At 68.5% G+C, this 25150-nt stretch carries 21 protein-coding genes; 8 read left to right on the top strand and 13 right to left on the bottom strand.

Annotated features, from left to right (window positions below; translation table 11 throughout):
• The 5 genes from BLW75_RS37595 to BLW75_RS37575 all read right to left on the bottom strand — a co-directional run bounded on the left by BLW75_RS37595 (window position 1) and on the right by BLW75_RS37575 (window position 5566).
• Complete coding sequence (locus BLW75_RS37595) at window positions 1–1365, bottom strand: nucleotide disphospho-sugar-binding domain-containing protein (protein WP_198935866.1); 1365 nt, start codon at window positions 1363–1365, stop codon at window positions 1–3.
• A 110-nt stretch (window positions 1366–1475) separates the two neighbouring features.
• On the bottom strand, window positions 1476–2240 hold the full coding sequence (locus BLW75_RS37590; protein WP_034324471.1) for an FkbM family methyltransferase: 765 nt from the start codon (window positions 2238–2240) through the stop codon (window positions 1476–1478).
• A gap of 4 nt (window positions 2241–2244) precedes the next feature.
• The gene (locus BLW75_RS37585; protein ID WP_034324473.1) at window positions 2245–2493 is read right to left on the bottom strand and encodes a phosphopantetheine-binding protein; all 249 of its coding nucleotides are present in this window, start codon (window positions 2491–2493) and stop codon (window positions 2245–2247) included.
• Entirely contained in the window at window positions 2483–3871 is a 1389-nt protein-coding gene (locus BLW75_RS37580; protein ID WP_034324476.1) for an FAD-dependent monooxygenase, read from the bottom strand. Before BLW75_RS37580 ends, BLW75_RS37585 begins: the two co-directional genes overlap by 11 nt.
• A 102-nt stretch (window positions 3872–3973) precedes the next feature.
• Complete coding sequence (locus tag BLW75_RS37575) at window positions 3974–5566, bottom strand: MFS transporter (RefSeq protein WP_034324478.1); 1593 nt, start codon at window positions 5564–5566, stop codon at window positions 3974–3976.
• 149 nt (window positions 5567–5715) lie between these two features.
• Between BLW75_RS37575 and BLW75_RS37570 the strand changes: the two genes are divergently transcribed.
• The 8 genes from BLW75_RS37570 (at window position 5716) to BLW75_RS37535 (ending at window position 15525) form a co-directional block, all read left to right on the top strand.
• On the top strand, window positions 5716–7050 hold the full coding sequence (locus BLW75_RS37570; RefSeq protein ID WP_198935867.1) for an extracellular solute-binding protein: 1335 nt from the start codon (window positions 5716–5718) through the stop codon (window positions 7048–7050).
• A gap of 11 nt (window positions 7051–7061) precedes the next feature.
• Window positions 7062–8597 carry an amino acid adenylation domain-containing protein gene (locus BLW75_RS37565; protein WP_034324481.1) on the top strand — a complete coding sequence of 512 codons (1536 nt, stop codon included), beginning with the start codon at window positions 7062–7064 and terminating at the stop codon, window positions 8595–8597.
• A gap of 2 nt (window positions 8598–8599) precedes the next feature.
• Entirely contained in the window at window positions 8600–9487 is an 888-nt protein-coding gene (locus BLW75_RS37560) for a phytanoyl-CoA dioxygenase family protein (protein ID WP_091599191.1), read from the top strand.
• Between the two features lie 210 nt (window positions 9488–9697).
• Complete coding sequence (locus tag BLW75_RS37555) at window positions 9698–11131, top strand: tryptophan 7-halogenase (protein WP_034324483.1); 1434 nt, start codon at window positions 9698–9700, stop codon at window positions 11129–11131.
• A 50-nt stretch (window positions 11132–11181) separates the two neighbouring features.
• A complete protein-coding gene (locus BLW75_RS37550; RefSeq protein ID WP_034324486.1) occupies window positions 11182–12537 on the top strand; it encodes a condensation domain-containing protein in 1356 nt (451 codons plus the stop codon).
• The gene (locus BLW75_RS37545; RefSeq protein WP_034324490.1) at window positions 12534–14078 is read left to right on the top strand and encodes a 4-hydroxyphenylacetate 3-hydroxylase family protein; all 1545 of its coding nucleotides are present in this window, start codon (window positions 12534–12536) and stop codon (window positions 14076–14078) included. Before BLW75_RS37550 ends, BLW75_RS37545 begins: the two co-directional genes overlap by 4 nt.
• Before the next feature lie 281 nt (window positions 14079–14359).
• Window positions 14360–14647: a transposase gene (locus tag BLW75_RS37540; protein ID WP_167373563.1), complete on the top strand. Its 288-nt coding sequence runs from the start codon at window positions 14360–14362 to the stop codon at window positions 14645–14647.
• Window positions 14644–15525: an IS3 family transposase gene (locus tag BLW75_RS37535; RefSeq protein ID WP_091599097.1), complete on the top strand. Its 882-nt coding sequence runs from the start codon at window positions 14644–14646 to the stop codon at window positions 15523–15525. The genes BLW75_RS37540 and BLW75_RS37535 overlap by 4 nt, the downstream gene beginning before the upstream one ends.
• A gap of 143 nt (window positions 15526–15668) precedes the next feature.
• Here BLW75_RS37535 and BLW75_RS37530 read toward each other — a convergent pair whose 3' ends face one another.
• The 8 genes from BLW75_RS37530 to BLW75_RS37495 form a co-directional block, all read right to left on the bottom strand.
• Window positions 15669–16685 (bottom strand): methyltransferase, encoded by a 1017-nt coding sequence (locus BLW75_RS37530; RefSeq protein WP_241784169.1) that lies wholly within the window; start codon window positions 16683–16685, stop codon window positions 15669–15671.
• Entirely contained in the window at window positions 16678–17916 is a 1239-nt protein-coding gene (locus tag BLW75_RS37525) for a tryptophan 2,3-dioxygenase (RefSeq protein ID WP_143055417.1), read from the bottom strand. The genes BLW75_RS37530 and BLW75_RS37525 overlap by 8 nt, the downstream gene beginning before the upstream one ends.
• Window positions 17917–17971: 55 nt before the next feature.
• Window positions 17972–18838, bottom strand: coding sequence for a tryptophan 2,3-dioxygenase (locus BLW75_RS37520; protein WP_091599181.1), 867 nt, complete (start codon window positions 18836–18838; stop codon window positions 17972–17974).
• Window positions 18816–19925, bottom strand: a complete 1110-nt coding sequence (locus tag BLW75_RS37515; RefSeq protein ID WP_034324135.1) for a serine hydrolase domain-containing protein — start codon at window positions 19923–19925, stop codon at window positions 18816–18818. The genes BLW75_RS37520 and BLW75_RS37515 overlap by 23 nt, the downstream gene beginning before the upstream one ends.
• 131 nt (window positions 19926–20056) lie before the next feature.
• Window positions 20057–21454, bottom strand: coding sequence for an acyltransferase family protein (locus tag BLW75_RS37510; RefSeq protein ID WP_143055416.1), 1398 nt, complete (start codon window positions 21452–21454; stop codon window positions 20057–20059).
• Window positions 21358–22269 carry an arylamine N-acetyltransferase family protein gene (locus BLW75_RS37505; protein ID WP_091600127.1) on the bottom strand — a complete coding sequence of 304 codons (912 nt, stop codon included), beginning with the start codon at window positions 22267–22269 and terminating at the stop codon, window positions 21358–21360. The genes BLW75_RS37510 and BLW75_RS37505 overlap by 97 nt, the downstream gene beginning before the upstream one ends.
• Entirely contained in the window at window positions 22262–23782 is a 1521-nt protein-coding gene (locus tag BLW75_RS37500) for a benzoate-CoA ligase family protein (RefSeq protein WP_034324143.1), read from the bottom strand. Before BLW75_RS37500 ends, BLW75_RS37505 begins: the two co-directional genes overlap by 8 nt.
• Before the next feature lie 81 nt (window positions 23783–23863).
• Entirely contained in the window at window positions 23864–25003 is a 1140-nt protein-coding gene (locus BLW75_RS37495) for an epoxide hydrolase family protein (RefSeq protein WP_034324132.1), read from the bottom strand.
• Between the last annotated feature and the right edge of the window lie 147 nt (window positions 25004–25150).

Genomic DNA, 25150 nt, shown 5'->3' with positions numbered 1-25150 from the left:
TCAGGCGCGGTTCTCGGCGGTCAGCCGTTCCAGGACGCCGACGATCTCCGTCGGCCCGGGCGTGGCCAGCCAGCCCCGCCGCAGAGCCGCCGCGCCTTCGGCGTGGGACGGCTCCTCGAGCACGCGGCGGACGCGATCCCGGATCTCCTCCGCGCTCTGCTTCTGGTGATCGATGCGGAAACCGGCGCCGTGCCGGGTGACCACCTCGGCGGTCTCGGTGGCGGTGAGCTGCTTCTGGCAGTCGAACCGCCATTCGATCCCGTCTTCGGTGGGTTTCCCGTAGCACCGGACGGGCTCATCGGTGTCGCAGATCAGTTGCGGCACCCCGAACGCCGTCGCCGAGGCGAAGGTGCCGGTCGAGCCGTGATGGATCAGCGCGGCACAGGTCGGCAGCAACTGGTTGAGCGGGATGTAGTCCACGGTGCGGACGTTCGACGGCACACCTGCCGGGCGGTCGGCGAGCTGGTTCTTGTCGAGGGTGGCGATCACGTCGACGTCGAGATCGGCGACGGCGTCGAGCAGCTTCGCCGTCCGGCCCCAGTCGCCCTTCATGAACTTGCGGACCGAAACCCCCAGTGACAGGCCGATCCTCGGCCGATCGGAGGGAGTGTGCAGCCAGTCCGGCGCCGGTGCCGCGCCGTTGAACGGCACGTTGCGCACCGACACCGACGGGACCCGGCTCGGCAGCCGCAGACCGTCGGGGAAGGGATCGACCGTCCACTGGCCGAGCAGCAGCTCCTCGTCCAGGGTGAGGCCGAAGTGCTCGGCGAGCGGGCGGACGGTCGCGGTCAGCGGGTCCTCCGGCACGTCGACGCCTTCGGCCCGCCGCCGCGCGATCCGGTCGAGCACGAAACCGGAGTAGTCGGGGGCGTTCAGCACCCGTGCGTGCGCCGCGCCGGAAACCCGCGCCGCCACGGCACCGCCCGGGAGCCACGGATCCCACAGCACCAGATCCGGCCGCCACTCGACGGCGAAGTCCACCAGCGCCAGCACGTCCTGCCGGGGCTTCGGCGGATGGTAGTCACGAGCCGCGAGCACCTGGAAGCAGTGGAACATCTCCCAGACGTGGAGGCCGGCGGCGTCGAGGTCGAGCACCTTGGAGAACCGCGCGGTCTCCGCTTCGGTCGGCAGCAGGTCCAGCCAGCCGGGATGGCCGCGGTCGTGCACCGCGAGCGGCTCCGGCTCCCCGCACACCGCCGGGATCAACCCGGTGGCCGTGACCACCCGGTCGAAATCGACCGAGGTGATCCCGGTGTCCTGCCCCGACGGCGCGGCGATGCGCACCTCGTGTCCCGCCGCCTGGAGCGCCCAGGCGTAGGAGACCAGCGGCAGGAAATGCGCCGGTGCGGGGAAAACACAGAACATCACCCGCATCGTGTTCCCTTTCCGTGTCAGAACTGTTGTCGCACAAGCATTCCTGCTCTATCCTCGGACAGGAGCACCCGCCGGGACGTCTCCACGTTTGCGGCGGAGACTCAGACCGGTTTCGTCGCGTAGATCATGAAGATGTCGGACGCCGAAAGCTCGGTCTCCTGCTCCGTCTCGCAGGTGAAACCGCGTTCCTTCAACAGGGTCAGGACCTGATGCAGCCGATCGTCGAAGTCGTGGATCTCCATGACGACGTTGCGGATGCGGCCCCAGTCCGGCTCCTCGATCCCCGCCAGTACTTCGATCTCGCTCTTCTCCACGTCGATCTTCAGCAGATCGACGTGGTCGACCGCGTGCTCGCGGATCAGCGCGGACACCGTGGTCGTCCGGCAGTCGATGTAGGACAGCTTGTGCCGGGACTCGGCGACCGCCTCGGCCTGAGCCGGGGAAAGCCCCCGCTCCACCAGGAGACGGCGCGCGAGTTCCGTCTCGCTGTCCTGGTCGGCGTAGAACCCCGACTCGGCAGTGGCGTTCGGGTAGTAGCCGAGCCGCCGCGTGCCCTCCCGGTCGGCCAGCGCGACGTTGTGCGTGACCCCGCCGCGCACGTGCCTGCGGAAGTTCTCCGTCAGCGCGGCGAACGGCTCCGGCGCGGGTTCCGCCGCGACGATGAACGCGTCCGGAAAGGTCTGCGCGAAGAACATCGAAGCCATGCCGATGTTGGCCCCGATGTCGAAGATCACTTCCGGCGTGGGATTCGGGAACCCGTCACGGAGATAGGACCGCTCGACGAAGATCTCCCGGTAGAGGAACGCGGCCTCGCCCGGATCGACCTGCGCGATTTCCCACCCGTTGGGCAGCCTTCGCAGCGGCATGCCGTCACGCCGCTTTACGGCTGCGGGAAAGCACGTCCTGGGTGAACGTGGCGAGATCCGGGTCCTCGAAGAGGTCGCCGATGTCGAGGGAGACACCGAACTCCGCCTCGATCCGCTCGACGACGAAGACCGCGGTGACCGACTGCCCGCCCAATTCGAAGAACGTGTCCTCCTGGCGGATCTCCTGGACGTCCAGCACGTCCTTCCAGATCGCCTCGATCCGACCGGCTGCGCTGACGTTCTCACTGGTCATTTCTGCTCCCACTTTCGACGTGTACCTGCTCGGAGACGGGCAGCCGCCCGGTATCGGCGGCCGGCTTGGAATTGCGAAGGACACGGAGAATCATCGACGGACGCATCAGCGCCTGCGGGGGATCCACCAGACCGGCGACCCGGAAGAAGGCCTCGGTGACCCGGGGATCGCGCGTCGCGGCGGTGTGCAGCTTGCCCATGAACGCGTTGCCCATACGGACCTTCAGCGTGCGCGGCCCTTCCACACCGGGGAAGTTGAGGTCACCGCCCGCCGAGATGTCCCACGGGGAGTCGATCAGCGGCGCGATCGCGCGGAAGAACTGGATCGCGTCCGGCTCGATCCCCTGGGCGAGCTGCTCCCGCAGCACCGTCGCCTCCAGCGCGGCGACCGTCATCCCCTGCCCGTAGACGGGGTTGAAGCTGCACACGCCGTCGCCGATCACCAGGAACCCGCGCGGGAAGTCGACCAGCCGCTCGTAGCGGCGCCGCACGCTGGCCGGGTACTTGAAGGTGACCGGGTCGTCCAGTGGTTCCGCGTGCTTGACGGCTTCGTAGATCTCGGGCGCGGCAAGGGTTTTCGCGAAGGCGAGGAACCCTTCGGGGTCGGTGGGCGGGTGGTCGCCGAGCATCCCGGTCAGCGACAGCATCGAGCTGCCGTCGTGGAGCTTCGGGAAGAACCCGCCGCGCGGGTTGTCGAGCGAGGCCACCGGGTTGATCGAGAGGTCCGCGCCGTACGGGTCGGAGTTCAGCAGGAACCGCCGGGTCGTGTACGCGAGGTTGATGACGATGCGGTCCTCTTCGGGCGGGGCGAAACCCAGCTCCTTCAACCAGACCGGCGACCGTGAGCCGCGGCCGGTCGCGTCCACCACGAGATCGGCGGCGAGTTCCTCGATCTCGCCGTCATCGCCGGCGATCGTCACCCCGATGATCCGGCCCTGGCCGCCGGTGCGCAGGCCGCGCACGGCGAACGGCGTCTTGAAGCTGACCTGGGGCAGCGCCGCGACCCGGGTGCGCACGTGGAGCTCCAGCACCGGGCGGGTCGAGGAGACGCTCATCAGCCCGGACCGCGCCGGAGCCAGCCGCTGCCCGTTGAAGTACCAGCGGAGATCACCCGCGAGGTCGCCGGCGGGCACGTTGGACGCGGCCAATTCACCGTCCAGACCGGGAAAGAGCTCCTGCAGGATCTGCTGTCCCTTGGCGAGCAACGCGTGCGCGTGCCGCCCCTGGGGCACACCGCGGCGGGCCCCCTCGACTCCCTCGACCTCGTCCCGGTCGACGATGACGACACTCCGGTAGGACTCCGACAGCACCCGCGCCGTCAGCAATCCAGCCATGCCAGCGCCGAGCACGACGGCCCGGTCTCCGATCAGTTGCCCCATCCGGATTCGCCTCCACCCTTGGCCGTTCGACCGGCCGTTCCTTGGTCCGGGCAGACTTCACCCGCGATACCGTGCCCACTTGGTCGTGCTGTCGCCGTCGGCTCAGCCGCGGGTCGGCACCGAGTCGGGCGACTGGCCCGCCTCCACCTCGTCCCCCGTTTCGGTCCCCGCCTCTTCGTGTTCGACGGGCCGGACGTTCCGAAGCAGGAAGGCGGCGAGCGCCCCCAGCGCGAGGAAGAGGAAGACGCTCAGCCCGGCGATGGTCGTCAGGCCGCTGGTGAAGGCTTCGCGCGCGGAATCGAGCAGCGAAGCCCCGACGGCGGGCTCCAGCTCGCCCGCGACCGTGACGGCACCGCTGATGCTTTCTTCCGCGGCACCCGCGGCCGGCGCGGGAACGCCGTCCGGGATGAGCAGGGTGCTGCCGTACACGGCCGCGCCGATGCTGCCGAACACGGCGATCCCGCCCGCGACGCCCAATTCGCCACCGGTCGCCGAAAGCGACGCCGCGGAGCCCGCCTTCTCCGGCGGGGTCGAATCCATCACGAGGTGGTTCAAGAGCGCGGAAGCCGGCCCGACCCCGAGGTAGCCGACGCTCACGCCGATCACGAGCAGCGCCAGCCCGTCGGCACTGTCCACTTGGGTCAGCAGGAATTGCCCCACCGCCGAGACCGCGAGCCCGGCGGCGAGCACGTAGCCCGGCCGGAAGCGCTGGGCGAGCTTCGGCGAGACGTTGATGCCGATGACGAGCGCCGCGTTCGGGACGAGCAGCCACAGCCCGGCCTGCAGCGGGCCGAATCCCTCGACCGTCTGCAGATACAGCGCGATGTACAGCCCGGTGCCGCTCTGGACGGCGCCCACGATCAGCCCGATCAGCACCGCCGCGCTCAGCTGGCGGTTGCGGAAGAGTTTGAGGTCGAGCAAGGGATCTTCGAGCCTGCGCTGGCGCAGCACGAACAGGGTCGCGGCGGTCGCGCCGATCACGATGGCGACGATCGGCAGCACGACACCCGCGCCCGTCCTGGTCAGCTCCTTCAGGCCGTACACCAGCGGCAGGATCGCCAGCAGCGACAACGCCACGCTGCCCAGGTCGATCCGTCCCGACTCCGGTGCGCGGCTTTCCGGTAGCAGCAGCGGTCCGGCGATCAGCAGGATCGCCAGCAGCGGCACGGCCATCAGGAACACCGAACCCCACCAGAAGACCGAAAGCAGGATGCCGCCGACGACCGGGCCGAGCGCGACGCCCGCCATGAAGGCCGTCCCCCAGATGGCCATCGCGACGCCCATCTGCCGCGGCACCTGGAACATCGTGCTGATCAAGGCCAGCGTCGACGGCAGCAGGGTCGCGCCGGCGAAACCGAGGATCGCCCTGGACACGATCAGCATCTCGGGGCTGCCGGAGAAGGCGGCGAGCACCGACGCGGCACCGAACCCGGTCGCGCCGATCAGCAGGAGCTTGCGCCTGCCGATGCGGTCACCGAGGGTGCCCATGGTGACCAGGAAACCGGCGATCAGGAACCCGTAGATGTCGGTGATCCACAGCTGTTCCGTGGCGCTGGCGCCGAGATCGGCGGCCAGATGCGGGAGCGCGAGGAAGAGGACGCTGATGTCCAGCGAAACGAGCATGGTCGGCAAGGCCAGGACGGCGAGGCCTATCCACTCGCGGCGCCCGGCGGCTCGGGGGGCAGCTGTATCCATAGTCACTCCCCCACTATGGGCGCGTCGTCCGGCCGCCCGCACCTTCAGACTTGCGGCTCCGTCCGGCCTGGTCCGCAAAGGAAAAGTAGCCCCGAACAGGTGAGAACGTATGTGCTGGAGCGGCAGCGTAATCGCACTTGGAGGGATACATGCGCCCGATCCGCAGAACGCCGGACGGCCGCGTCGTCGTGCGCGTCTGGTTCGCGGACTACCCGTTCCAGACCTACGACGGCAGGCCGTTCCTCGATCCCGTCCGGGATCGAGCCGAGGAATTCGGCCGGGCGCACCCGGACTACCTGATCGAGGTGACCGGGCATCCCTTCCCCGCGATGGCGGAGGAGGTCGCCCGCGCCGCCGAACCACCCGACGTGGCCGGCTATTACGCCAGCGCGAGCAGGCTCGCCCTCGACACGCTCGACCGGGATGGCCTGCCGATGTTCACCTCGGTGGAACGCGCGGTCGCCGGACGCGAGGAGATCCTCGGCGAACCGGTCGTGCTGAACGACCTCGAACCGGCCTTGCGCGAGGCCTACACCGGGCGCGGCGGAGAGCTCCTGTCCCAGCCGTTCAGCGTGACCACATTCCTGTTGTACGCCAACATGGATCTTTTGCGCGCGGCGGGAATCACCGAGATTCCGCGCACCTGGGCCGAAATCGCGGCCGCCTGCCAGAAGATCGGCCCCGGTTCGATCACCTGGCCGATCCACGGCTGGCTGGTCCAGCAGGCCGTCTCCGCCCAGGGCGGGGTGTTCGCCGACAACGGGAACGGCCGCGACGGCCGCGCGAACCGGGTCGAACTGGACTCGCCGGAGATGCTGGCGTGGGTGGACTGGTGCCGCCGCCTGCACAAGGACGGGCTCTACCACTACACCGGGACCCAGGGCGACTGGATGGGGAACTTCCAGGCGTTCGCGAGCGGCCGGACGGCGTTCGTCGTCGACTCGTCGAAGGCGGCGTGGGATCTCGTGCGGACGGGACGCGGCCAGGGTTTCGAGGTCGGCGTCGGCCCGATGCCGCGCAACGAGAACGCGCCTTACGCCGGGAATCCGGTCTCCGGTGATTCCCTGTGGCTCGCCAGGGACATCGACCCGGTCACCCGGGACGGCGCGCTGGCCTTCCTGCAGTATCTCGCCAATCCGGTCAACGCCGCCGCCTGGCATCGCGCGCACGGTTTCGTGCCGGTCACCGGGACCGCGGACCTCCTGCTGGCGGACCAGGGCTGGTTCGCCGAGCACCCGTACCAGCGCGCGGGCACCGAGCAGCTCCGCTCCGGCGACGGCTCGGCCGCCGCGCGCGGACCCGTCATCGGCCCGTCGGCCGGTGTGAACGCGGCGATGACGCAGGCGCTGGAGGACGTGCTCGTCCGGGACGCCGTTCCGGCCGAACGGTTCCGGCAGGCCACCGAAGAGGCGCAGCGGCTGCTCGACGACTACAACGCCGACTGCGACGTGCCGCGTACCCCTAGTTCCCTTTCGATCGGCTGAGAGCGGGCGAAATGGTGTCCGAACTGGTCCACGAGCTCGTCCGCGCCCACGCCGACCGGACCCCGGAGGCCACGGCGATCCACTGGGAGGGCGGGAATCTGTCCTACCGGGAACTGGTGGACCGCGCCGCCGCGGTGACCGCCGCCCTCGGTGGCACCGACGAAGCGGTCGCGGTCCGCCTGCCGCAGGGCGAGACGCGGATCGCGGCGCTGCTCGGCGTGCTCGGCGCCGGCGCGCACCTGTCCTGGCTCGGCACCGGCGACCTCGGCGAGCGGGGCCGGGTGATCCTCGGTGATCTCCGCCCGGCGTACCTGCTGATCGACGGCGACGGCACGGACGACGCGCTGGCGTCGTGGTACCGGGACGAGTGCGGCGGCAAGCTCGTCGACGCCGGCGGGCTCGGCACCGAAGGGCTCGCAGCACCGTCTACAGTGGACCCATCAGGCCGGGCCTACGTCGCGCACACCTCCGGGTCGACCGGCGTGCCCAAGGGCGTGCCGCAGACGCACGCCGCGTTCGCGCAGTTCACCACCTGGTTCGCCGCGGAGTTCGGTATCGGCCCGGGATCACGGGTCGCGCAATGGGTCACGCCGGAACACGACCCGGCGCTGATCGAACTCTTCGCCACCTTGGTCGCGGGCGGGACCGTCCACCCGGTACCGGAGGGCGTCCGGGCGCATCCGGTGAAACTGGCCGAATGGCTGGGGGACAACGGGATCACGCATCTCCAGACGATCCCCAGCTTCGCCGCCGAGATCGTGCGCGCGATCGAAAAACACGACCTCGCCGCCAGGCTGACGTCACTCGAGCAGTTCGTGCTCATGGGCGAAGCCGTGTCCGGCGACCTCGTGCGCGGGCTCCGCGCGGCGTTGCCCGCCGCCCGGCTGGTCAACCTCTACGGACCGACCGAGACGATCGCGGCGACCTGGCATCCGATCACCGAGCCGGATACCGAGGCCGTCCCGATCGGGCGGGCCATCCCCGGACGGCGGATCCTCGTCGTCGACGAGCACGACCGGCCCTGCCCCGACGGCGTCACCGGCGAGATCGTCGTGCTGAGCCCGTACGTCTCCCCCGGGTACACCGGCGCCGCCGCCGGCCGGGACGCCGCCTTCCGGCCGCTGCGCACGGAATCCGGGCTCGACGAAGGCGTCCGCACCTATCGGACGGGCGATCTCGCCCGCCGTCGCGCCGACGGCGCGCTGGAATTCCGCGGCCGCAGTGACAACCAGGTCAAGGTGGCGGGCCACCGCATCGAACTCACCGACATCGAACTGACCCTTTCGGCGCAGGAGACGATCGTCGAATGCGCCGTCGTCGCCAAGACCGACCACCACGGCCTGGCGGCCCAGCTGGTCGCCTATGTGGTGCCCGCGCCCGGCGCGGCACCGGATGGACGGCCGCCGCGGGCTTGGCGGACGGCACTGCGTGAACGGCTCGGGCGGGACATGCCGCCGATCCTGTTCACGGTCCTGCGGGAACGGCTCCCGCGCAACGCCATCGGCAAAGTCGACCGGCGGCGACTCCCGGCACCAGAAAGGCGATGAACATGGCTGAGCTGCAGCATGTGGGTCCGGACGCGGATCTCGACCACGTCACCGAGATCATGGAACGCGACGGCGCGATCATCATCGAGAACTTCGCGGATTCCGAGACACTGGCGGGATTGTGGGAGGACCTCGGCCCCGATCTGCAGGACTCCGACTACTGCGAGGTCGGCTACGACGGCCACCGCACGCGTCGCATCTCCTCGCTGTTCGCGCGCACCACGCGGCTGACGCCGATCGTGACCCAGCCGCTCTACCTCGGCGCGTCCCGCCGCCTGATCCAGAAGCCCGTCCCGATCTGGATCGGCCGGTCGCAGATCGAGATGACGCCGAGCATCCAGATCAGCGCCAGCCAGGCGATCCAGATCGACCCCGGCCAGGGCAAGCAGCCCCTGCACCGCGAGGACACCCTGTACCTGCGCCCGCACCCCGGCCCGGTGATCCGGATGCAGCTCATGCTCGCGATGAGCGATTTCACCGCGGAGAACGGCGCCACGCTGGTCATCCCGGGCAGCCACCTCTGGGACGACACCCGCGCCCCGCGCTACGCCGAGTGCGTGCCCGCCGCGATGCCCGCCGGATCGGGCCTGATCTTCCAGGGCGGCACCTACCACAGCGGTGGCCGCAACGACACCGACAAGCCGCGCACCGGGCTGACCCTCTCGCTGGACCTCGGCAGCCTGCGGCAGGAGGAGAACCAGTACCTCGCGGTGCCGAAGGAAAAGGTGCTGGCGTACCCGGAGGAGGTGCGGCGACTGCTCGGCTACGACCGCTGCGCGCCGGGCGTCGGCTGGTTCGAACTGCAGGACCCGCACATGGTCCTCGAGCACGACGACATCGACGCCGCCCGCGCCGCCGCCGACCGGCTCGGCCTCAACGCCGCGGCCTGAGTCACCGTGGTCGTGAGTGGTAAGTGTCGTTCTAACGACACTTACCACTCACGACCACCTGGCCCCTGCGCAAGACCGGTGGCCGTGTCGCGAAAGCCAGTTTCGCCTTTCCTCTCAACGCAATCGGCAATCCGGAAGTCGTGATCCGGCCTGGCCGCCAGCGACGATGGTGGTCAGGCCGTCCCCTGAACGGAAAGAGGTGGAGAACCGGTGAGTTCGCCGCAGTACGACGTCATCGTGGTTGGAGGAGGGCCGGCCGGTTCGACCGTGTCCACCCTCGTGAGCAAGGCCGGACACCGGGTTCTCCTGCTGGAGAAGGAAAAGTTCCCCCGCTACCAGATCGGCGAGTCGCTGCTGCCCGCGACGGTCCACGGCGTGATCCCGATTCTCGGCGTCGAGAAGGAGGTCGCCGAAGCCGGTTTCACCGTCAAACGCGGTGGCACGTTCAAATGGGGCAAGCGCCCGGAGCCGTGGACCTTCGAGTTCGCGGTCTCCAGCAAGATGCCCGGCCCGACGTCGTTCGCGTACCAGGTCGAGCGGATGAAGTTCGACGACATCCTGCTGCGCAACGCGCGCAAGCACGGCGTCGAGGTCCGCGAGGAAAGCTCCGTGGTCAAGGCGATCACCGACGAAACCGGCCGGGTCCGCGGCGTCCACTACAAGGATTCCGACGGCAAGGTGCACGAGGTGTTCGCGCGCTACGTCGTCGACTCCTCGGGAAACACGAGCCGTCTCTTCAAGGCGTCCGGGGCCGAGCGCCACTATTCGCCGTTCTTCCGGAACCTCGCGCTCTTCACCTATTTCGAGGGCGCCGGGAGGCTTCCGGCGCCGAACGCGGGCAACATCTTCAGCGTCGCCTTCGAGCACGGCTGGTTCTGGTTCATCCCGCTGAGCCCGGATCTGACCAGCGTCGGCGCCGTGGTCCACCAGGATTCCGCCGAACTGGTGCAGGGCGACCCCGACGAGGCGATGCGGCGGTTCATCGACGCCTGCCCGCGGATCAAGGACATCCTCGGCGACGCCAAGCGGATCACCGAGGGGCCGTACGGTTCGTACCGCGTCCGCAAGGACTGGTCGTACTGCAACTCCCGCTTCTCCGGCCCGGGCATGGTGCTGGTCGGCGACTCGGCGTGCTTCGTCGACCCCGTCTTCTCCTCCGGCGTGCACCTGGCCACCTACGGCGGTCTGCTCGCGGCCAGGTCGATCAACGGCTGCCTCGCCGGAACGGTCGACGAGGACGCGGCCTTCGCCGAGTTCGAAAAGCGATACCGGCGCGAGTACGGCCTTTTCCACGAGTTCCTCATCGGGTTCTACGACATGAACAAGTCCGAGGACTCCTACTTCTGGCAGGCGCGCAAGGTCTCCGAAAGCGCTTCGAACGATGTCGAGGCCTTCGTGGAACTGGTGGGCGGCGTCGCTTCGAACGATCTCCGGCTCACCGCCGACGACCTCGCCGCGACCGTCGAATCGGTGGAGCACAAGCCCGGCGGAGCCGCGAACGGAACCGTCCTCACCCGGATGCTCAAGGCCGGCGCCGGCCTGCAGGGCAGGGCTCTGCTCGGTTCCAGGTCCGGCGAAGGCGCGGCGCTCGAACCGGGCGGCCTCCGTGCCTCGGACGACGGGCTGAGCTGGGTCCGTTCCTGACGTCGGAGAAAGCACTTCATCCACACCGGCCGCCAACGAAAGGTGCAGCCATGTCCGTCACGGACGCTCCCACGGACCGAATTCCGCTCACCGCAGCCCAGGAATTCCTGCGCATGTTCGACGCGGGCCCCACCGACGGACCGTTCGGCCCGCTCTACCACGTCGTCGGCGCGTGGCAGGTCGAGGGAAGTCTCGACCTCGACCTGCTGCGCCGGGCGCTGTACGACGTCGTCGCGCGGCACGAGGCACTGCGCACGGTGGTCGTCCGTGATCAGGATCCACCGCACCAGTCGATCCAGCCGCCGACGCAACCCCGCCTCACGGTGCGCGAGCTTTCGCCGACCGGGGACCGTCAGCGGCAGATCGAAGAACTGCTCAACGAGGTCGAGGCCGAGGGCAACGACGTCAACGAACTCCCGTTGGTCCAAGCGGTCCTCGGCCGGTTCGGCGAGCACGACTCGGTCCTGATGCTCAACGCGCACCACACCGCGGCCGACGCGTGGGCGATGGACCGGATCGCGGGCGACATCGGCGCCTGCTACCGGGACCGGAGCGCGGGCAAACCGCCCGAGCTGCCGGAAACCCTGCAGTACCAGGACTACGCGCGCTGGGAAAGCGAGCACCTGGCGAGCCCGGCGGCGGACAAGGCACGCGCCTACTGGCGCAGGACGCTGGAAGGCGCCGGGGTCACCACGCTGCCCACCGACCTGCCGAGGTCGAGCGGGATCCCGAAAGAGACGGCGTGGCACCGGTTCCGGATCGACGCCGATCTCGTCGCCGCGACCACGGAACTGGCGAGCAAGACCAAGTCGTCGCCGTTCATGGTCCTGTTCACCGCGCACCAGCTCCTGCTCCGGAAGCTGACCGGAGTGACCGACGTGGTCACTCCGACCTTCACGCCGGGCCGCGGGCACAGCAGGTTCCGCGACACCGTCGGCTCGTTCGTCAACTTCATGCCGCTGCGCACGGATCTGCGGGACTGCGCCACGGTCGGCGACGCGATCGCGCTGACCCGGCGGGTCTGCGTCGAGGCGTACTCGCACGACATCCCGTTCATGCACCTGATGGCGGAGGCACCGCAGCTGATGGTGCCGGCGATGGACGAGCACCGTCAGGTCGGCGCGTTCCAGGCGCTCAGGTCGCCGCACATGATGAAGGCGGTCGAAGTGGGCGACCTCAAGTTCACGAAGCTGTGGCGCCGCGAGTTGTCGCAGCCGGCGGGCTCCGACGTCCCGGACGGCATCCTCTGGACGCTGCACCTCGGCCCCGGCACGGACGCCGTCGGCAGCCTCGGGTTCAACACCAACCGGTTCACCGCGGACACGATGTCGGATCTGCTGGCCGACTATCTGACCGTGCTGCGCAAGGTCGTCACGAACCCCGACGCGACGCTGGGTTCGCTGTGACCGCGCCCGGCACGCGCCCCTTCACCGGGGACGAGTACATCCAGAGCCTCCAGGACGGCCGGGAGATCTACCTCTACGGCGAGCGGGTCAAGGACGTGACGGCCCATCCCGCGTTCCACAATCCCGTGCGGATGATCGCCCGGCTCTACGATTCGTTGCACGCGCCGGAAACGCACGACGTGCTGACCCGGCCGACCGACTCCGGCGACGGCTACACGCACCGGTTCTTCACCACGCCGCACAGCGCCGAAGACCTGGTCGCCGATCAGCAGGCGATCGCGACCTGGGCCAGGGCGTCCTACGGGTGGATGGGCCGCAGCCCCGACTTCAAGGCCTCGTTCCTGGGCACGCTCGGCGCCAACGCGGACTTCTACGAGCCCTTCGCCGACAACGCGCGCCGGTGGTACCGGGAGTCGCAGGAGAAGGTGCTCTACTGGAACCACGCGCTGGTGCACCCGCCCGTCGACCGGGACCGCCCGCCGGACGAGGTCGCCGACGTCTTCGTCCACGTCGAGAAGGAGACCGACGCCGGCGTCGTGGTCAGCGGCGCCAAGGTGGTCGCGACCGGGTCCGCGCTCACCCACTACAACTTCCTCGCGCACGTAGGCCTGCCGATCAAGGACCGCAAGTTCGCCATCATGGCCACCGTGCCGATGAACGCGCCCGGCCTGAAGCTGGTCTGCCGTCCGTCCTACAGCGCGTCGGCCGCGGTGATGGGCAGTCCGTTCGACTACCCGCTCTCCTCGCGGATGGACGAGAACGACACGCTCATGGTGCTGGACAAGGTGCTCATCCCCTGGGAGAACGTCTTCGTCCACGGCCACCTCGGCAAGGTCCAGGTGTTCTCCAGCCAGTCGGGGTTCATGGAGCGCGCCGCGTTCCACGGCTGTACCCGGTTCGCGGTCAAACTCGACTTCATCGTCGGGCTGCTGATCAAGGCCCTCGAACTGACCGGCACGCTGAACTTCCGCGGCGTGCAGACCCGCGTGGGCGAGGTTCTGGCCTGGCGCAACCTTTTCTGGGGACTTTCGGACGCGGCCGCGCGCAATCCGGTGCCGTGGAAGAACGGCGCGGTGCTGCCCAACCCCCAGTACGGCCAGGCCTACCGGTGGTTCATGCAGCTCGCGTATCCGAAGATCAAGGAGATCATCCAGCAGGACGTCGCGAGCGGCCTGATCTACGTCAACTCCACCACGGACGATTTCCGCAATCCCGAGATCCGGCCGTACCTCGACAAGTACCTCCGCGGCTCGCACGGCGCCGACGCGGAGGAACGCGTCAAGGTGATGAAACTGCTGTGGGACGCCGTCGGGACCGAATTCGGCGGCAGGCACGAACTGTACGAACGCAACTACTCGGGCAACCACGAGTCGATCCGGCTCGAGCTGCTCGCCGGCCAGCGCGCGGGCGGGCAACTCGACGAATACCGCGAGTTCGCCGAGAAGTGCCTCGGCGAGTACGACCTGAACGGCTGGACGGTGCCGGACCTTTCGTCCTTCGACGACCTGGCCCGGCTGCGCTCCACGATGTTCAACGGCTGACCCCGCCGCACCGATCCCTCCCCCGATCCCCTCCGGCTCCCCTTCGCCGGAGGGGATCTTTCACGTCCGCCCCATCACGCGTGTCGTCCGTCCAATCACGCGTGTCGTCCACCTGATCACACGTGCCGGCCGAGCCGAACTCGTAACTCACGTGATCAGAGACGGAACTCGCGTGCTTGAAGACGTAACTCACGTGTGCCGCGTCTGATCACGCTAGTGGAGTTGCACCCTGGGAGCGGACACCTTGATTCCAGACGCTGGTCTGGAGGGAGGATGTCCTGGTGTCTCGCAGGTCGAAGTATCCGGAGCAGTTCCGTCGTGACGCGATCGAGCTGGTCAACACGAGTGACAGGCCGTTGCGTCAGATCGCTCGTGAGCTGGGTGTCAATCACGAGACCCTGCGGTCGTGGGTGAACACCGCCAAGCAAGCCGCTGAAGTCGGGCCGGTGGAGGATCCCGCGGTCACCGACGAGGTCCAACGACTGCGGAAACAAGTCGCTGAGCTGCAGAAAGAGAAGGAGATCCTGCGCAAAGCAGCCGCTTATTTTGCCAAAGAGATGGATCGATGATCTACCGCTACCGGTTCATCTCCGAGCATCGCGCCGAGTTCGGCGTGAAGCGGTTGTGCCAGGTCCTGGGTCTGCGCCGGCAGGGTTTCCACGAGTGGGCCGCCGCCGAGGCGGCCCGGGAGGCCGCGGCGGAACAGGAGCGGGAGCTGATAGCGGTGATCGCCTCGATCCACACGCAGCACCGGGGCGCCTATGGGCAGCCCCGGATCACCGCGGAGCTGCGCCGCCGCGGACACGTGGTGAACCACAAACGAGTCGAGCGGCTGATGCGGGAGCAGGGCCTGGCCGGGATCACCCGCCGCAAACGCCGGAGCCTGACCAAACCCGCCGCTGCTGCGGTGACACCGGTGGCGGACGTGATCCGCCGTGATTTCACCGCCGAGCATCCTGGTCGTCGGTTCGTCGGGGACATCACCTACCTGCCCACGTTCCAGGGCTGGCTTTACCTGGCCACGGTGATCGACCTGCACAACCGCGAGATCGTCGGGCACGCGATGGGCGATCACCTGCGCGCCGACCTGGTCTGCGACGCGATCACCCTGGCCACCGCACGCGGCCTGATCCACCCCGACGCGGTCTTCCACTCCGACCGCGGCGTCCAATACACCTCGGCCCAGTTCCGCGCCGCGCTCACCGAACACCGGATCCGGCCCTCGATCGGACGGACCGGATCCTGCTACGACAACGCCGTCGCCGAAGCGTTCTTCGCCACCCTCAAAACCGAGATCGGCACCACCATCTGGCCCACCCGCCACCAGGCACGACACGACCTCTACCGCTACCTCCACTACTACAACCACAACCGTCTACATTCGACACTCGGCCACCGCACACCCCACGAAACCCGAACCAACTACAGTCACCAACAAGCCGCGTGAAAACCCCGTGTCCGCCATCCGGGGGCAACTCCACTAGTTACGTCTTCAATCACGCGAGTTTCGCCCACGCCGGCGCCGCCTCCAACGACAAAAGGCCCCCTTCCTTGCGCGAGCGCAGGGAAGGGGGCCTTCAGATACTCAGGTCACGAGGCCGAGGCGGCCACCAGCAGCGAAGAACGCGGACCGCGGTGGACCTCCACCAGGTCGAAACCGCCCTCGACGAGCAGCCCGCGCCATTCCGCCTCCCCGCGTTCGCGCCCGCCGAGCAGCACGAGCATGTGCAGGTCGAGCAGCTTCTCGGGATGTGGCCGGTCGTCGTCGGGAATGATCTGTTCCAGGATCAGCAGCCTGCCGTGCGGCGGGATCGCCTCCCGGATCCGGCGGAGGATCAGAACGGCGTCCTCGTCGCTCCAGTCGTGCAGGATCTGCGCCAGCAGGTAGACGTCGGCGCCGCCGGGGACCGCGGCGAAGAAGTCCCCGCCGACCACCTCGCAGCGGCCGGCGACGCCGGCGCCGTGCGCGGTCAGGTCGGCGTGCTCGACGACATGCGGCTGGTCGAACAACCGCCCGGTCAGGTGACCGTGGCGTGCCAGCAGCGCACCGAGCAGGGTGCCGTTGCCGCCGCCGATGTCGACGACCGACGACGTACCGCTCCAATCCCACCAAGCCGAGTCCAACAGCGGTTCCATCCGCTTCGCCACCAGACCCGCCTGGGCGGCGTCGAAGTCGGCCGCCTGCGAAGGGTGCGCGGCCAGCCATTCGAACAGCGGCTTGCCGAACACGGCGTCGAAACCCGCCTCCCCGGTGCGGAGGGAATGCCCGGCGTCCTGCCAGGCCAGGTACGACTCCCCCCGCATCAGCGTGACCAGATGCCGCAGTGAACCCGGCTGGTCGGATCGCAGGAGTTCTCCGCTCGCGGTCAACCCGAAGGTGCCACGCGGCTCTTCGACGAACAGGTCCTCGGCGACGAGGACGCGCAGGAAGCGGGTCAACGCGTCCGCGTCCACCCTGGCTTCGCCGGCGAGGGTCTCCACCTCGACCGGCCCTTCGGCGAGTAGGTCGACGACGCCGGCATCGGTCACCGCGAAGATCGCCTGGGAGACGATGTATCCCATGATCTTCCGGCGCAGCGCGCGGTAGTCGCCCTCGTGCTCAGGCAATCCGGTCCCTCCAGTCGTCTTGCCGCGGATGCAGCACGGGGAACAGCGGACGAGCCGCCGCCTGCTCCAGATAGGCCGCACCGGCGGTCCCCCCGGTGCCCGGCACCCTCCCGATGACCTTGAGGGTGATGCCCCAGTGGGTGCGCTTCATCAACCGCCACGCCGAGTCGAGGCCGCGCATCGTCTCGGTGAGATAGCTCAGTGACGCCGGTCCCCCGGCGGCGAGCCGCGCTTCGTACACCTCTTGCAGCGACGGTCCGGGAAACTCGCTTTCGGCCGCCGGAGCGCTGTACTGCTCCACCAGCCGGAAGGACCGGGACTGCACGGCGCTGCGGCCGTGCGTGTAGGCGCGAATGATCGCGAACGCGTCCGGCGGCATGGACGTGAGGATCCGGTACAGCATGCTCGTCGCGGTGATCCGCCTGGTCGCGTCCCGCAGTTCGTCCGACGCCGCGGCCGGACGGCCCGCGTCCAGCGCCGCGGTCGCCCGTTCGAGGCAGCGTGCCACCTGCCGGTAGACCACTTCGAACGACTGGATGCTGCGGATGAACATGACTTCGTCGTGCAGCCAGGTGGTCGGGAGCATCGCGAATTCGACCGCGTCCCGCATCGCGGGGGACGCCGCCGACCGCACGGCCCGGGACAGTTCGGCGCCGCGCGCCAGGAGATCGTCCCTGCCGAGATCGCGGATCGCGTTGTCCCCCAACGGGTTCGCCGGAACCAGGCCGCGGGCTCGCGGGGCGAGCTCGTCGGCCCGCGCCAAGGCGCGCAGACACGCCTTGACGCGGACCTGCTGACGCAGCAGATCGGGTTCCTCGGCGAGGGCCGACGTCTCGTAACGCAGCAGATCGGCCAGGATGACGACCTGCAGGGCGTCGAGCGTGTCGTCCACCACCTCGCCGGAGCCGTACGAGTCGGCCAGGAGATTCAGCAGCGAGACACCGGCGTAGGTGTCGTAGTCGCCGTCCTCCTGGTCGACCGTGCTGGGCAGCCACTGCCGGAGGACCAGCGCGCGGACGTCGTCATGGCCCGCGGGCAGCACGTCGCGCGCCGCACGCAGGGTGGCGACGAGGCCGGGGTCCGCGTGATTGCGGCCCACCGCCTGGAAGTGCCCGAGGACCGGCCGGTAGGGGAAGGAAGCCGCGGACGCGCCACCCCGCCACCACCGGTGGAGGTGATTGAGCGCCTTGACCGGGGACCGGTGCCTCCCCGGGCGCCTGACGCCCCCCACACCGACACCGTCCCTTATGGACGACGCATCCACCGCTTCCACCTGACGTCCTCTCCTAGTCCGCCGCCCACCCGGTGTCCCGCACGTGCCACAGCGCGGGAAAGGACGGCTTGAAAACGGATTCACGCAGGTACGCGGCACCGGTGGAGCCACCGGTGCCGGTCTGGTCCCCGATGACCCGCCTGGCGAGCACGGAGTGCCGGAACCGCCATTCCTGCAGCAGCTGGTCCAGATCCACGAATCGCTCGCAGATCTGTGCCGCCACCCCGTCGTCGCGATACGCGGCGCGCAGCGCCTTCTGGATCTCGGGACTGTCCGGAGCCACCCGCGCGCCCCGCGGCGCCGGGAGATAACCCGACGCCGCGAGGTAACGAAGGAGGGAATCGAACAACGCGGGCTCCCCGAGCCTGCCCTCGATCCGCTTGCGATCGGGGCTGCCCGGCGCGAACTGCTCGGCGGCGAACCGGTCACTTCGGCCGAAGACGACCTCGATCTCCCGGAACTGCGCGGACTGGTGCCCGCTTCCACCGAGCAACTCACGGAACGCGTCGAACTGTTCCGGTGTGATCGACTCGAGTACGTCGATCTGGGTGATCAGGACCCGGATGATGGACCGGGTGCGCCTGAGCGCCCGGAGGGCGGGGCCGTCGGCCGCCGAGGCCAGGCTCCTCTGCGCGTTACCGAGCTCGTGCAGCAACTGCTTGAACCACAACTCGTGGATCTGATGGACGATCACGAAGAGAAGTTCGTCGTGCTGTTCGGTTTTCGGCCGCTGGATCGCGAGGAGCGTGTCCAGCGCCAGATAGGTGCTGTACGCGGTGTCGTGGGAACCCTCGGCGGTCGTCGCCTCGCCCGGAGTGGTGACGGCGACGTCTTCGGCGTCGCCGTCACCACGGGGTTCAGCTGACGTGCTCGCGGACAACTTCCGCAACCTTCTCGAAGAGGCTGTAGTCGCCCATCGTGATGCGGTTCTTGTTGACCGCGATGGCCGTGCCGGTCGCGATGTCGATCGAGGCCGCCGACCCGTTGAGACCACCCGCGCCGAACTCGTTCGGGGTCTCGGCGGCGTTCTTGAACGGCATGCCGAAGTCGTAGCCCAGCGTCTTGGTGGCGGGGAAGCCGAAGATCTGGTCTTCGTCCGTCGCCGCGGGCTTGGCGACCTCGTGGAGACGCTCGTCCGAGATGAGCCGGACGCCGTCGACCTCGCCCGCCAGTGCCGCGAACACGCGGGCGACGCCGCGCGCGGTCATGGTGCCGCCACCGGGGACGTTCGCCTTGAGGTAACCGGGACGGTTGTAGATGTCGGCCTGCGGTGCCACGCCCAGCGGGACGGCCTTGAACAGCGGCATGTCGGCGGGCATGGAGGCGAGCGCCTCGGCCGCGCCCTCCACGTCCTCCAGCTTGGCCACGCGGCCCAGCTCCGACTCCGGCACGCCGAAGAAGACCTCTTTCGAGATCCCGAGCGGGCCGGCGACGACCTCGTCCAGCACCTCGTCGATCGGCTTGCCGGTCTTGCGCCGCACGACCTCGCCGATGATGTAGCCGAAGCTGAGCGCGTGGTAACCGGTCTTGGTGCCCGGCGTCCACCACGGCTCGGAGTCGGCGATGAAGGAGCAGACCGCGTCCCAGTCGGCGAGGCCCTCGGGGGTGATGTCGCCCGGCATCTCCGGCAGCCCGATGGTGTGGGAGAGCGCCTGGCGCAGCGTCGCGTTCTCCTTGCCGTGGGCCGCGAACTCCGGCCACGACTTCGCGATCGGCTCGTCGTAGTCGAGGACGCCGCGCTCGGCGAGGACGTGGACGATCGTGGAAGTCAGGCCCTTGCCGGTGGAGGTGGCGAAGAACAGCGTGTCCGGCGTGACCGGCGTGTTCGACTCGGCGTCGGTCACGCCGGCCGCGGCGTCGACCACCAGCTTTCCGTTCTGATAGACGGCCGCCTGCACGCCTCGTTCCGCGCCGGATGCCACGGCTTCGTCGAGTACCTGCTGGACTTTCGCCTGGATGTCACTCATCGGTTTCCTCTCTGAAGATTCCCGAAAACAGGAGTCCGAATCAGGACGACCTCATAGGCCGCCTCGAAGCGAACGATAGGGTCGCCCGATTCGGTGAAGCATCTCCTTGGTTGCTGTATTCCGATCACGCCTCAGGCGGCACGGGTGTCCGGCTGCGGCTGCTGGTCACCGGTAACACTCAATGGGGTGACAGGCGCCTTGGCGCGACGGTGACGCAATCGCTGCGCCGGACGCTCGATCAGGTAATAGCTGAGCGTCGCCGCGACCACGGTGAAGCCGAGAACGAACGCGAGCATCGGCCAGAATCCGGTCGTACCGCGGAAAACGATGTCGTGCACGGCTTCGACACCGAAAATGCTGCCATTGGCGAACCAGTATTCGACGATCACCACGTGCCAGAGGTAGATTCCGAACGAAATCTTGCCCGCGAACCGGATCGGCCGATTGGCCAGCACCCGCTCCTGGAACTTCGACGTGGCACCCGGCACCGAAAGCGGCAGCACGAGCAGCACCGCGAAGGCGAGGCCGAGGAAGAAGCCGAGGAACTCCTGCAGCATGGCGGGAACGTCACCCATACCGGGGATGCCGATGGGCTTCCAGGTGTAGACCGCGAACAGCGCCAGCGCGACGACCCAGAACAGGTTCGGCCGCTTGAGCACCATGCGATAGATCGCGGGCTTCCGCGGCGCGACCTCCGCGTAGGCCGCCAGCACCGCCAGCGCCATGCCGACCGCGAACACCGGGAAGAAGTAGATCGGCCAGAACCACAGCTGGGACGGCGCGGTGAAGCCCGGGAAGTTGGTCAGCAGGATCCAGCCGAAGCCGATCAGCGAGAAACCGGCGAGCGGGATCAGCATCCGGCGAGCACGCTGCGCCGGCGTCGCACCATTCCGCGCGAATCGGTGTGCCATCCACCCGAGAATCGGCATGAGCAGATAGAACGTGAATTCGGCGGGCACCGTCCAGGTGTGCTCGAGCCCGATGACCGGCTGACCTTCCCACCAGAAGAAGTGCAGCATCGTGAGCGGGCGCAGAATGTCACCGGCGCCGTCGATGGCCGTCAGGTTGATCGTGAGCAGACCGACGATCACCAAGACCCAATACCCGGGAAGAATGCGCAGCGCGCGTCCCCACAGAAAGGACTTCGTCGACGGCTTCTTCGTCCCGAGGACGGTGTTCCGCGCATGTGCGCGGAAAAGAAACATGCCGGACATCACGAAGAACGGCGGCAAAAGGATCATCAGGCCGTCGATTAAGACACCCCAGAACGGGTGGCCGGGCTGATCGATGAAACTGGCTACTCCGGTCATGAAGGCGACGTGATAGAGCAGAATCCCGAGTGCGAGCACCCCGCGAAGTCCCTCTAATGTCCCGACACGCCCGGCCTTTCCACTGGACATGATTATGGCCCCTCTGCTGATCGGCCCGGTTATTACGCGATTAATCCTGTCCGAATCGCCGGTTTGATGACGTCTTCTGGACTGCGCCCTTGGCGCCATACCCCATGGGCCGTGCGGACCCTGCGCCACAGCCGCTCACGGTCCGCGTCGGTAAGGTCACCGAGACCTATTCCGAAGATGTCGCCGAGCGCCTCGAACCATTCCTCGCGGCGGGCCAGCTCGCGCGGACCGGCGTCGGCGCCGGTCCCGATCCGGGAGAGCACGCAACCGCGGAGCGCGTCCGCCCCGGTCGCGTCCCGGCGATGCGCCGAGAACACCTGGACGAACCGGGAGTTCGGCGCGGACGAGAGTTCGATGTGCCTGGCGGCGAAATCCGCGGGCACGGCGGGTTCCGAGAGGAAGTCCATCGCCACGAAGGCCCCGGCGGGGTCGTGGCCCAACCGCCACCCGTCCGAGAGCGTCGGCGACGGCCGGAGGTCATAGGTGAACGGACCCTGCCGGTACTCGCCGGCGACCAGCGGCAACGGCTCGTGGAGCGCGTCGCCGAGACCGACGTCGACCAGCCATTGCCCGCTCGGGTTGTCCTCGCTCGGCAGGTCGTGCACGGTCAGCGCGTGGTGGTTGCCGAGCGCGGGCGCGGGGCGGTCCCGACGGATCAAGACGGCGCCGCGATGCCGCCGCATCCGATACCCGAGTGCGTCCAGCAGCGCGCCGAACGCCCCGTTGAGCACCAGGCAGTACCCACCCCGGCCGAGCCGGACGATCCGGTCCGCGCTCGCCCGCGGATCGACCGAGGTGAGCCTGCCGAGGTGGATGTCGACCGTCTGATAGGCCACGCGCTCGACATGGGCGCGGTGCAGTGCCCGCAGTCCGTGCGGCGAAGGATGGTGCTCGTCGAGCACCCCGAGCCGGGCCAGGTAGCCGGCGACATCCACCTCAAACATCGTGAGGCTTCCTTTCCCCGCGCAGCGCGCGCCGGTCGAGCTTGCCCGAAGGCGTCTTCGGGATGACGTCGACGAACCGGAAGTCGTGCGGGCGCTTGTGCGGCGAAAGGTTCGCCTTGGCGAAGTCCCGCAGGTCTTCGGCCTCCAGCGGATCCGAGGTGATGACGTAGGCGCGCAGCTTCGTCAGTCCCCCTTCCTCGTAGCCGACCACCGCGCAGGACACGACCGCCGGGTGCGCCTGCAGCGAGTTCTCGACCTCGGCGGGCGCGACCCATACGCCGCGGACCTTGAGCAGGTCGTCCGCGCGGCCCCGGTAGTAGAAGTAGCCTTCGGCGTCCCGCTCGAAGAGATCCCCGAACCGGATGGTGTTCTCCGCGACGAAGGTCTCCGCGGTCTTTTCCGGCGCCCCACGGTATTCCCTCGCCGACGTCGGGCCGACGAGCTCCAGCCGCCCGATTTCGCCGTCCGGCACCGGCTGCCCGGAATCGTCGACCAGGGCGGCCTGGTACCCGGGCACGAGCCGCCCCAGGCTGCCGCTGCGGATCTGCCCCGGCTGGTTGGAAAGATAGGCGTGGTACCCCTCCGCCGACCCCAGGCAGTCGATCACCTCGACCCCGAAGACCTCGTTCCACCGCCGGTGCAGGTCGGGCGGCAGTCCCTCACCCGCGGAAAGGCAGGCGCGCAGCGAGCTGAAGTCCTGCTTCGCCGCGTCGGGATGCGCGACCATCGCGCTCATCATCGTCGGCACGTTCACCAGGATCGTCGGCTTGTGCCGCGCGACCAGTTCGAAGATCTTCTCCACGGTGGTGCGCTCGTTGAAGATGATGCCCGTCGCGCCGACCCGGAACGGATAGAGCGCGACCATGTCCCGCGCGTAGCCGAAGAAAAGCTTGGGAACGGCGAGAACGACGTCGTTCGGGCCCAGGTCGAGCACGCCACGGGCGAACCAGTCGTAGTTGAGCAGCGGGCTCCGCGTCGGATGCGGGCATGCCTTCGGCGCGCCGGAACTGCCCGAGGTGAACTTCCAGATGGTCTCTTCGTCGCTGAGGGTCGCGACGGCCTCGAGCTCGGAGGGCCAGTCCGCGGTCATCTCGTCGAAGGCGCATTCGTCGTCACGCAGCTCCTCCGCGGCCACTCCGGCCACGAGGAGGTTCTTCGCCCCCGCCTCCCGCATTTTGTCCACTGTGGACGCGTCGGCCACCACGACGGCGGGCGACACGTAGTCCAGGTAATAGCGGAAGTCCTTCGGGTGCAGGAAACTGTAGATCTCCGCCGTCACGGCGCCGATCTTCTGCGCGGCGAACCAGCTGGCGACGAACTCCACGCCGTCGTTGAGCGCGAGCAGGACCCGGTCGCCCCGACGGACCCCCATGTGCCGGAGCGCGTGCCCCACCTGATTCGTCACGGCCTTGAGCTCGCCGTAGAACACCGGTTCGCCGTCGTCGATCAAGGCGATCCGGTGATCCTCGGCGTGATCGAGGAAGTACTCGGTGACATTGAATCGTTCGGGCACGTCTTCGACACGTATCCGTTCGTACATAGTGTTTCCGCTCTCTCCCCTAGATATGGATCGGTCATTCCCAGGCCCCCCGGCCTAGTCCCCCAGCGAGATCACGAACTTCCGCACGTCCTCCACGAGAAGCCCGGGCTGCTCCAGCGCGGCGAAGTGGCCGCCCTGGTCGTATTCGGTCCACCGCGCCAAAGTCGGCAGGCTGAGCTCCGCGAACTTGCGGATCGGCCGGGTGGCGTCGGCGGGGAACACGGCGACCCCGACCGGCATCGTCAGCGGCCACGGCCCGCCCCACGTGCTGATGAACTGAGGGGTGAGATGCGTTGTCTCGTAATAGATCTGGGCGCTCGAACCGGCGGTCCCGGTGAGCCAGTAGAGCATCACGTTGGTCAGCAGGTCGTCGCGGTCGAAGACCTCTTCGGGCACCGTCGTCGAGCCGCTCCACTCCTGGAACTTCTCCACGATCCAGGCCAGCTGCCCCACCGGCGAATCCGTCAGCGCGTAGGAAAGGGTCTGCGGCCGGGTGGACTGGATCTTCTGCCAGCCGATCCCGTCGTCGGCGAACCACTGACCGTGTTCCAGCCGCGCGAGATCCTCACTGTCCAGATCCGCCATCGCCGCGGGATCCGGCGGCGGGAACGTGACGAGCATGTTGAGGTGCACACCGGCGACGTGCTCGGGGTCGGCGAGCCCGACCTGCAGCGAGATCACGCTCCCCCAGTCGCCGCCCTGCGCGACGTACCGGTCGTAGCCGAGCCGTCGCATCAGTTCCGCCCACGCGCGCGCGACCCGCGGCACGTCCCAGCCCTCCTGACCGGTGGGACCGGAAAAGCCGAAGCCGGGGATGGTCGGGATCACCAGATGGAAGGCGGGATCCCCTTGTGTCAACGGTTCGACGATGTCGAGGAATTCCACAAAGGACCCGGGCCAGCCGTGGGTGAGCAGCAAGGGCGTCGCGTCGGGCCGCGGCGAACGGATGTGGAGGAAGTGGACGTTCGCGCCGTCGATCTCGGTGGTGAACTGGGGATGGCGGTTCAACCGCGCCTCGGCCGCCCGCCAGTCGTATCGGGTGCGCCAATATTCGGTGAGCTCCCGCAGGTAGTCCAGTGGGACACCGCGTTCCCATCCGGAGACGGGGCCCGGATCCGGCCAGCGGACGTTGTCCAGCCGCCGGGCGAGGTCGTCGAGCTGGGACTGCGGAACATCGATACGGAAAGGACGCACGGCTCGTACCCGTCTGTCTGGGAGCTGGCCGGTGGGGAAGACGGCGCTCGGTTCGAGGTCTGCGGGAACGGGATTCCCTGTACTCACCATGATTCCGAGCGTCCGGCGGCCGTGCGTCTTCATTCCTGCCTTTCGGAGCGGGGGCCG

It is taken from the genome of Amycolatopsis lurida, assembly GCF_900105055.1.
Classification (GTDB): Bacteria; Actinomycetota; Actinomycetes; order Mycobacteriales; family Pseudonocardiaceae; genus Amycolatopsis; species Amycolatopsis lurida.
The sequence above is the reverse complement of the archived record's forward strand: the minus strand, read 5'-3'. Positions and strand labels throughout refer to the sequence as shown.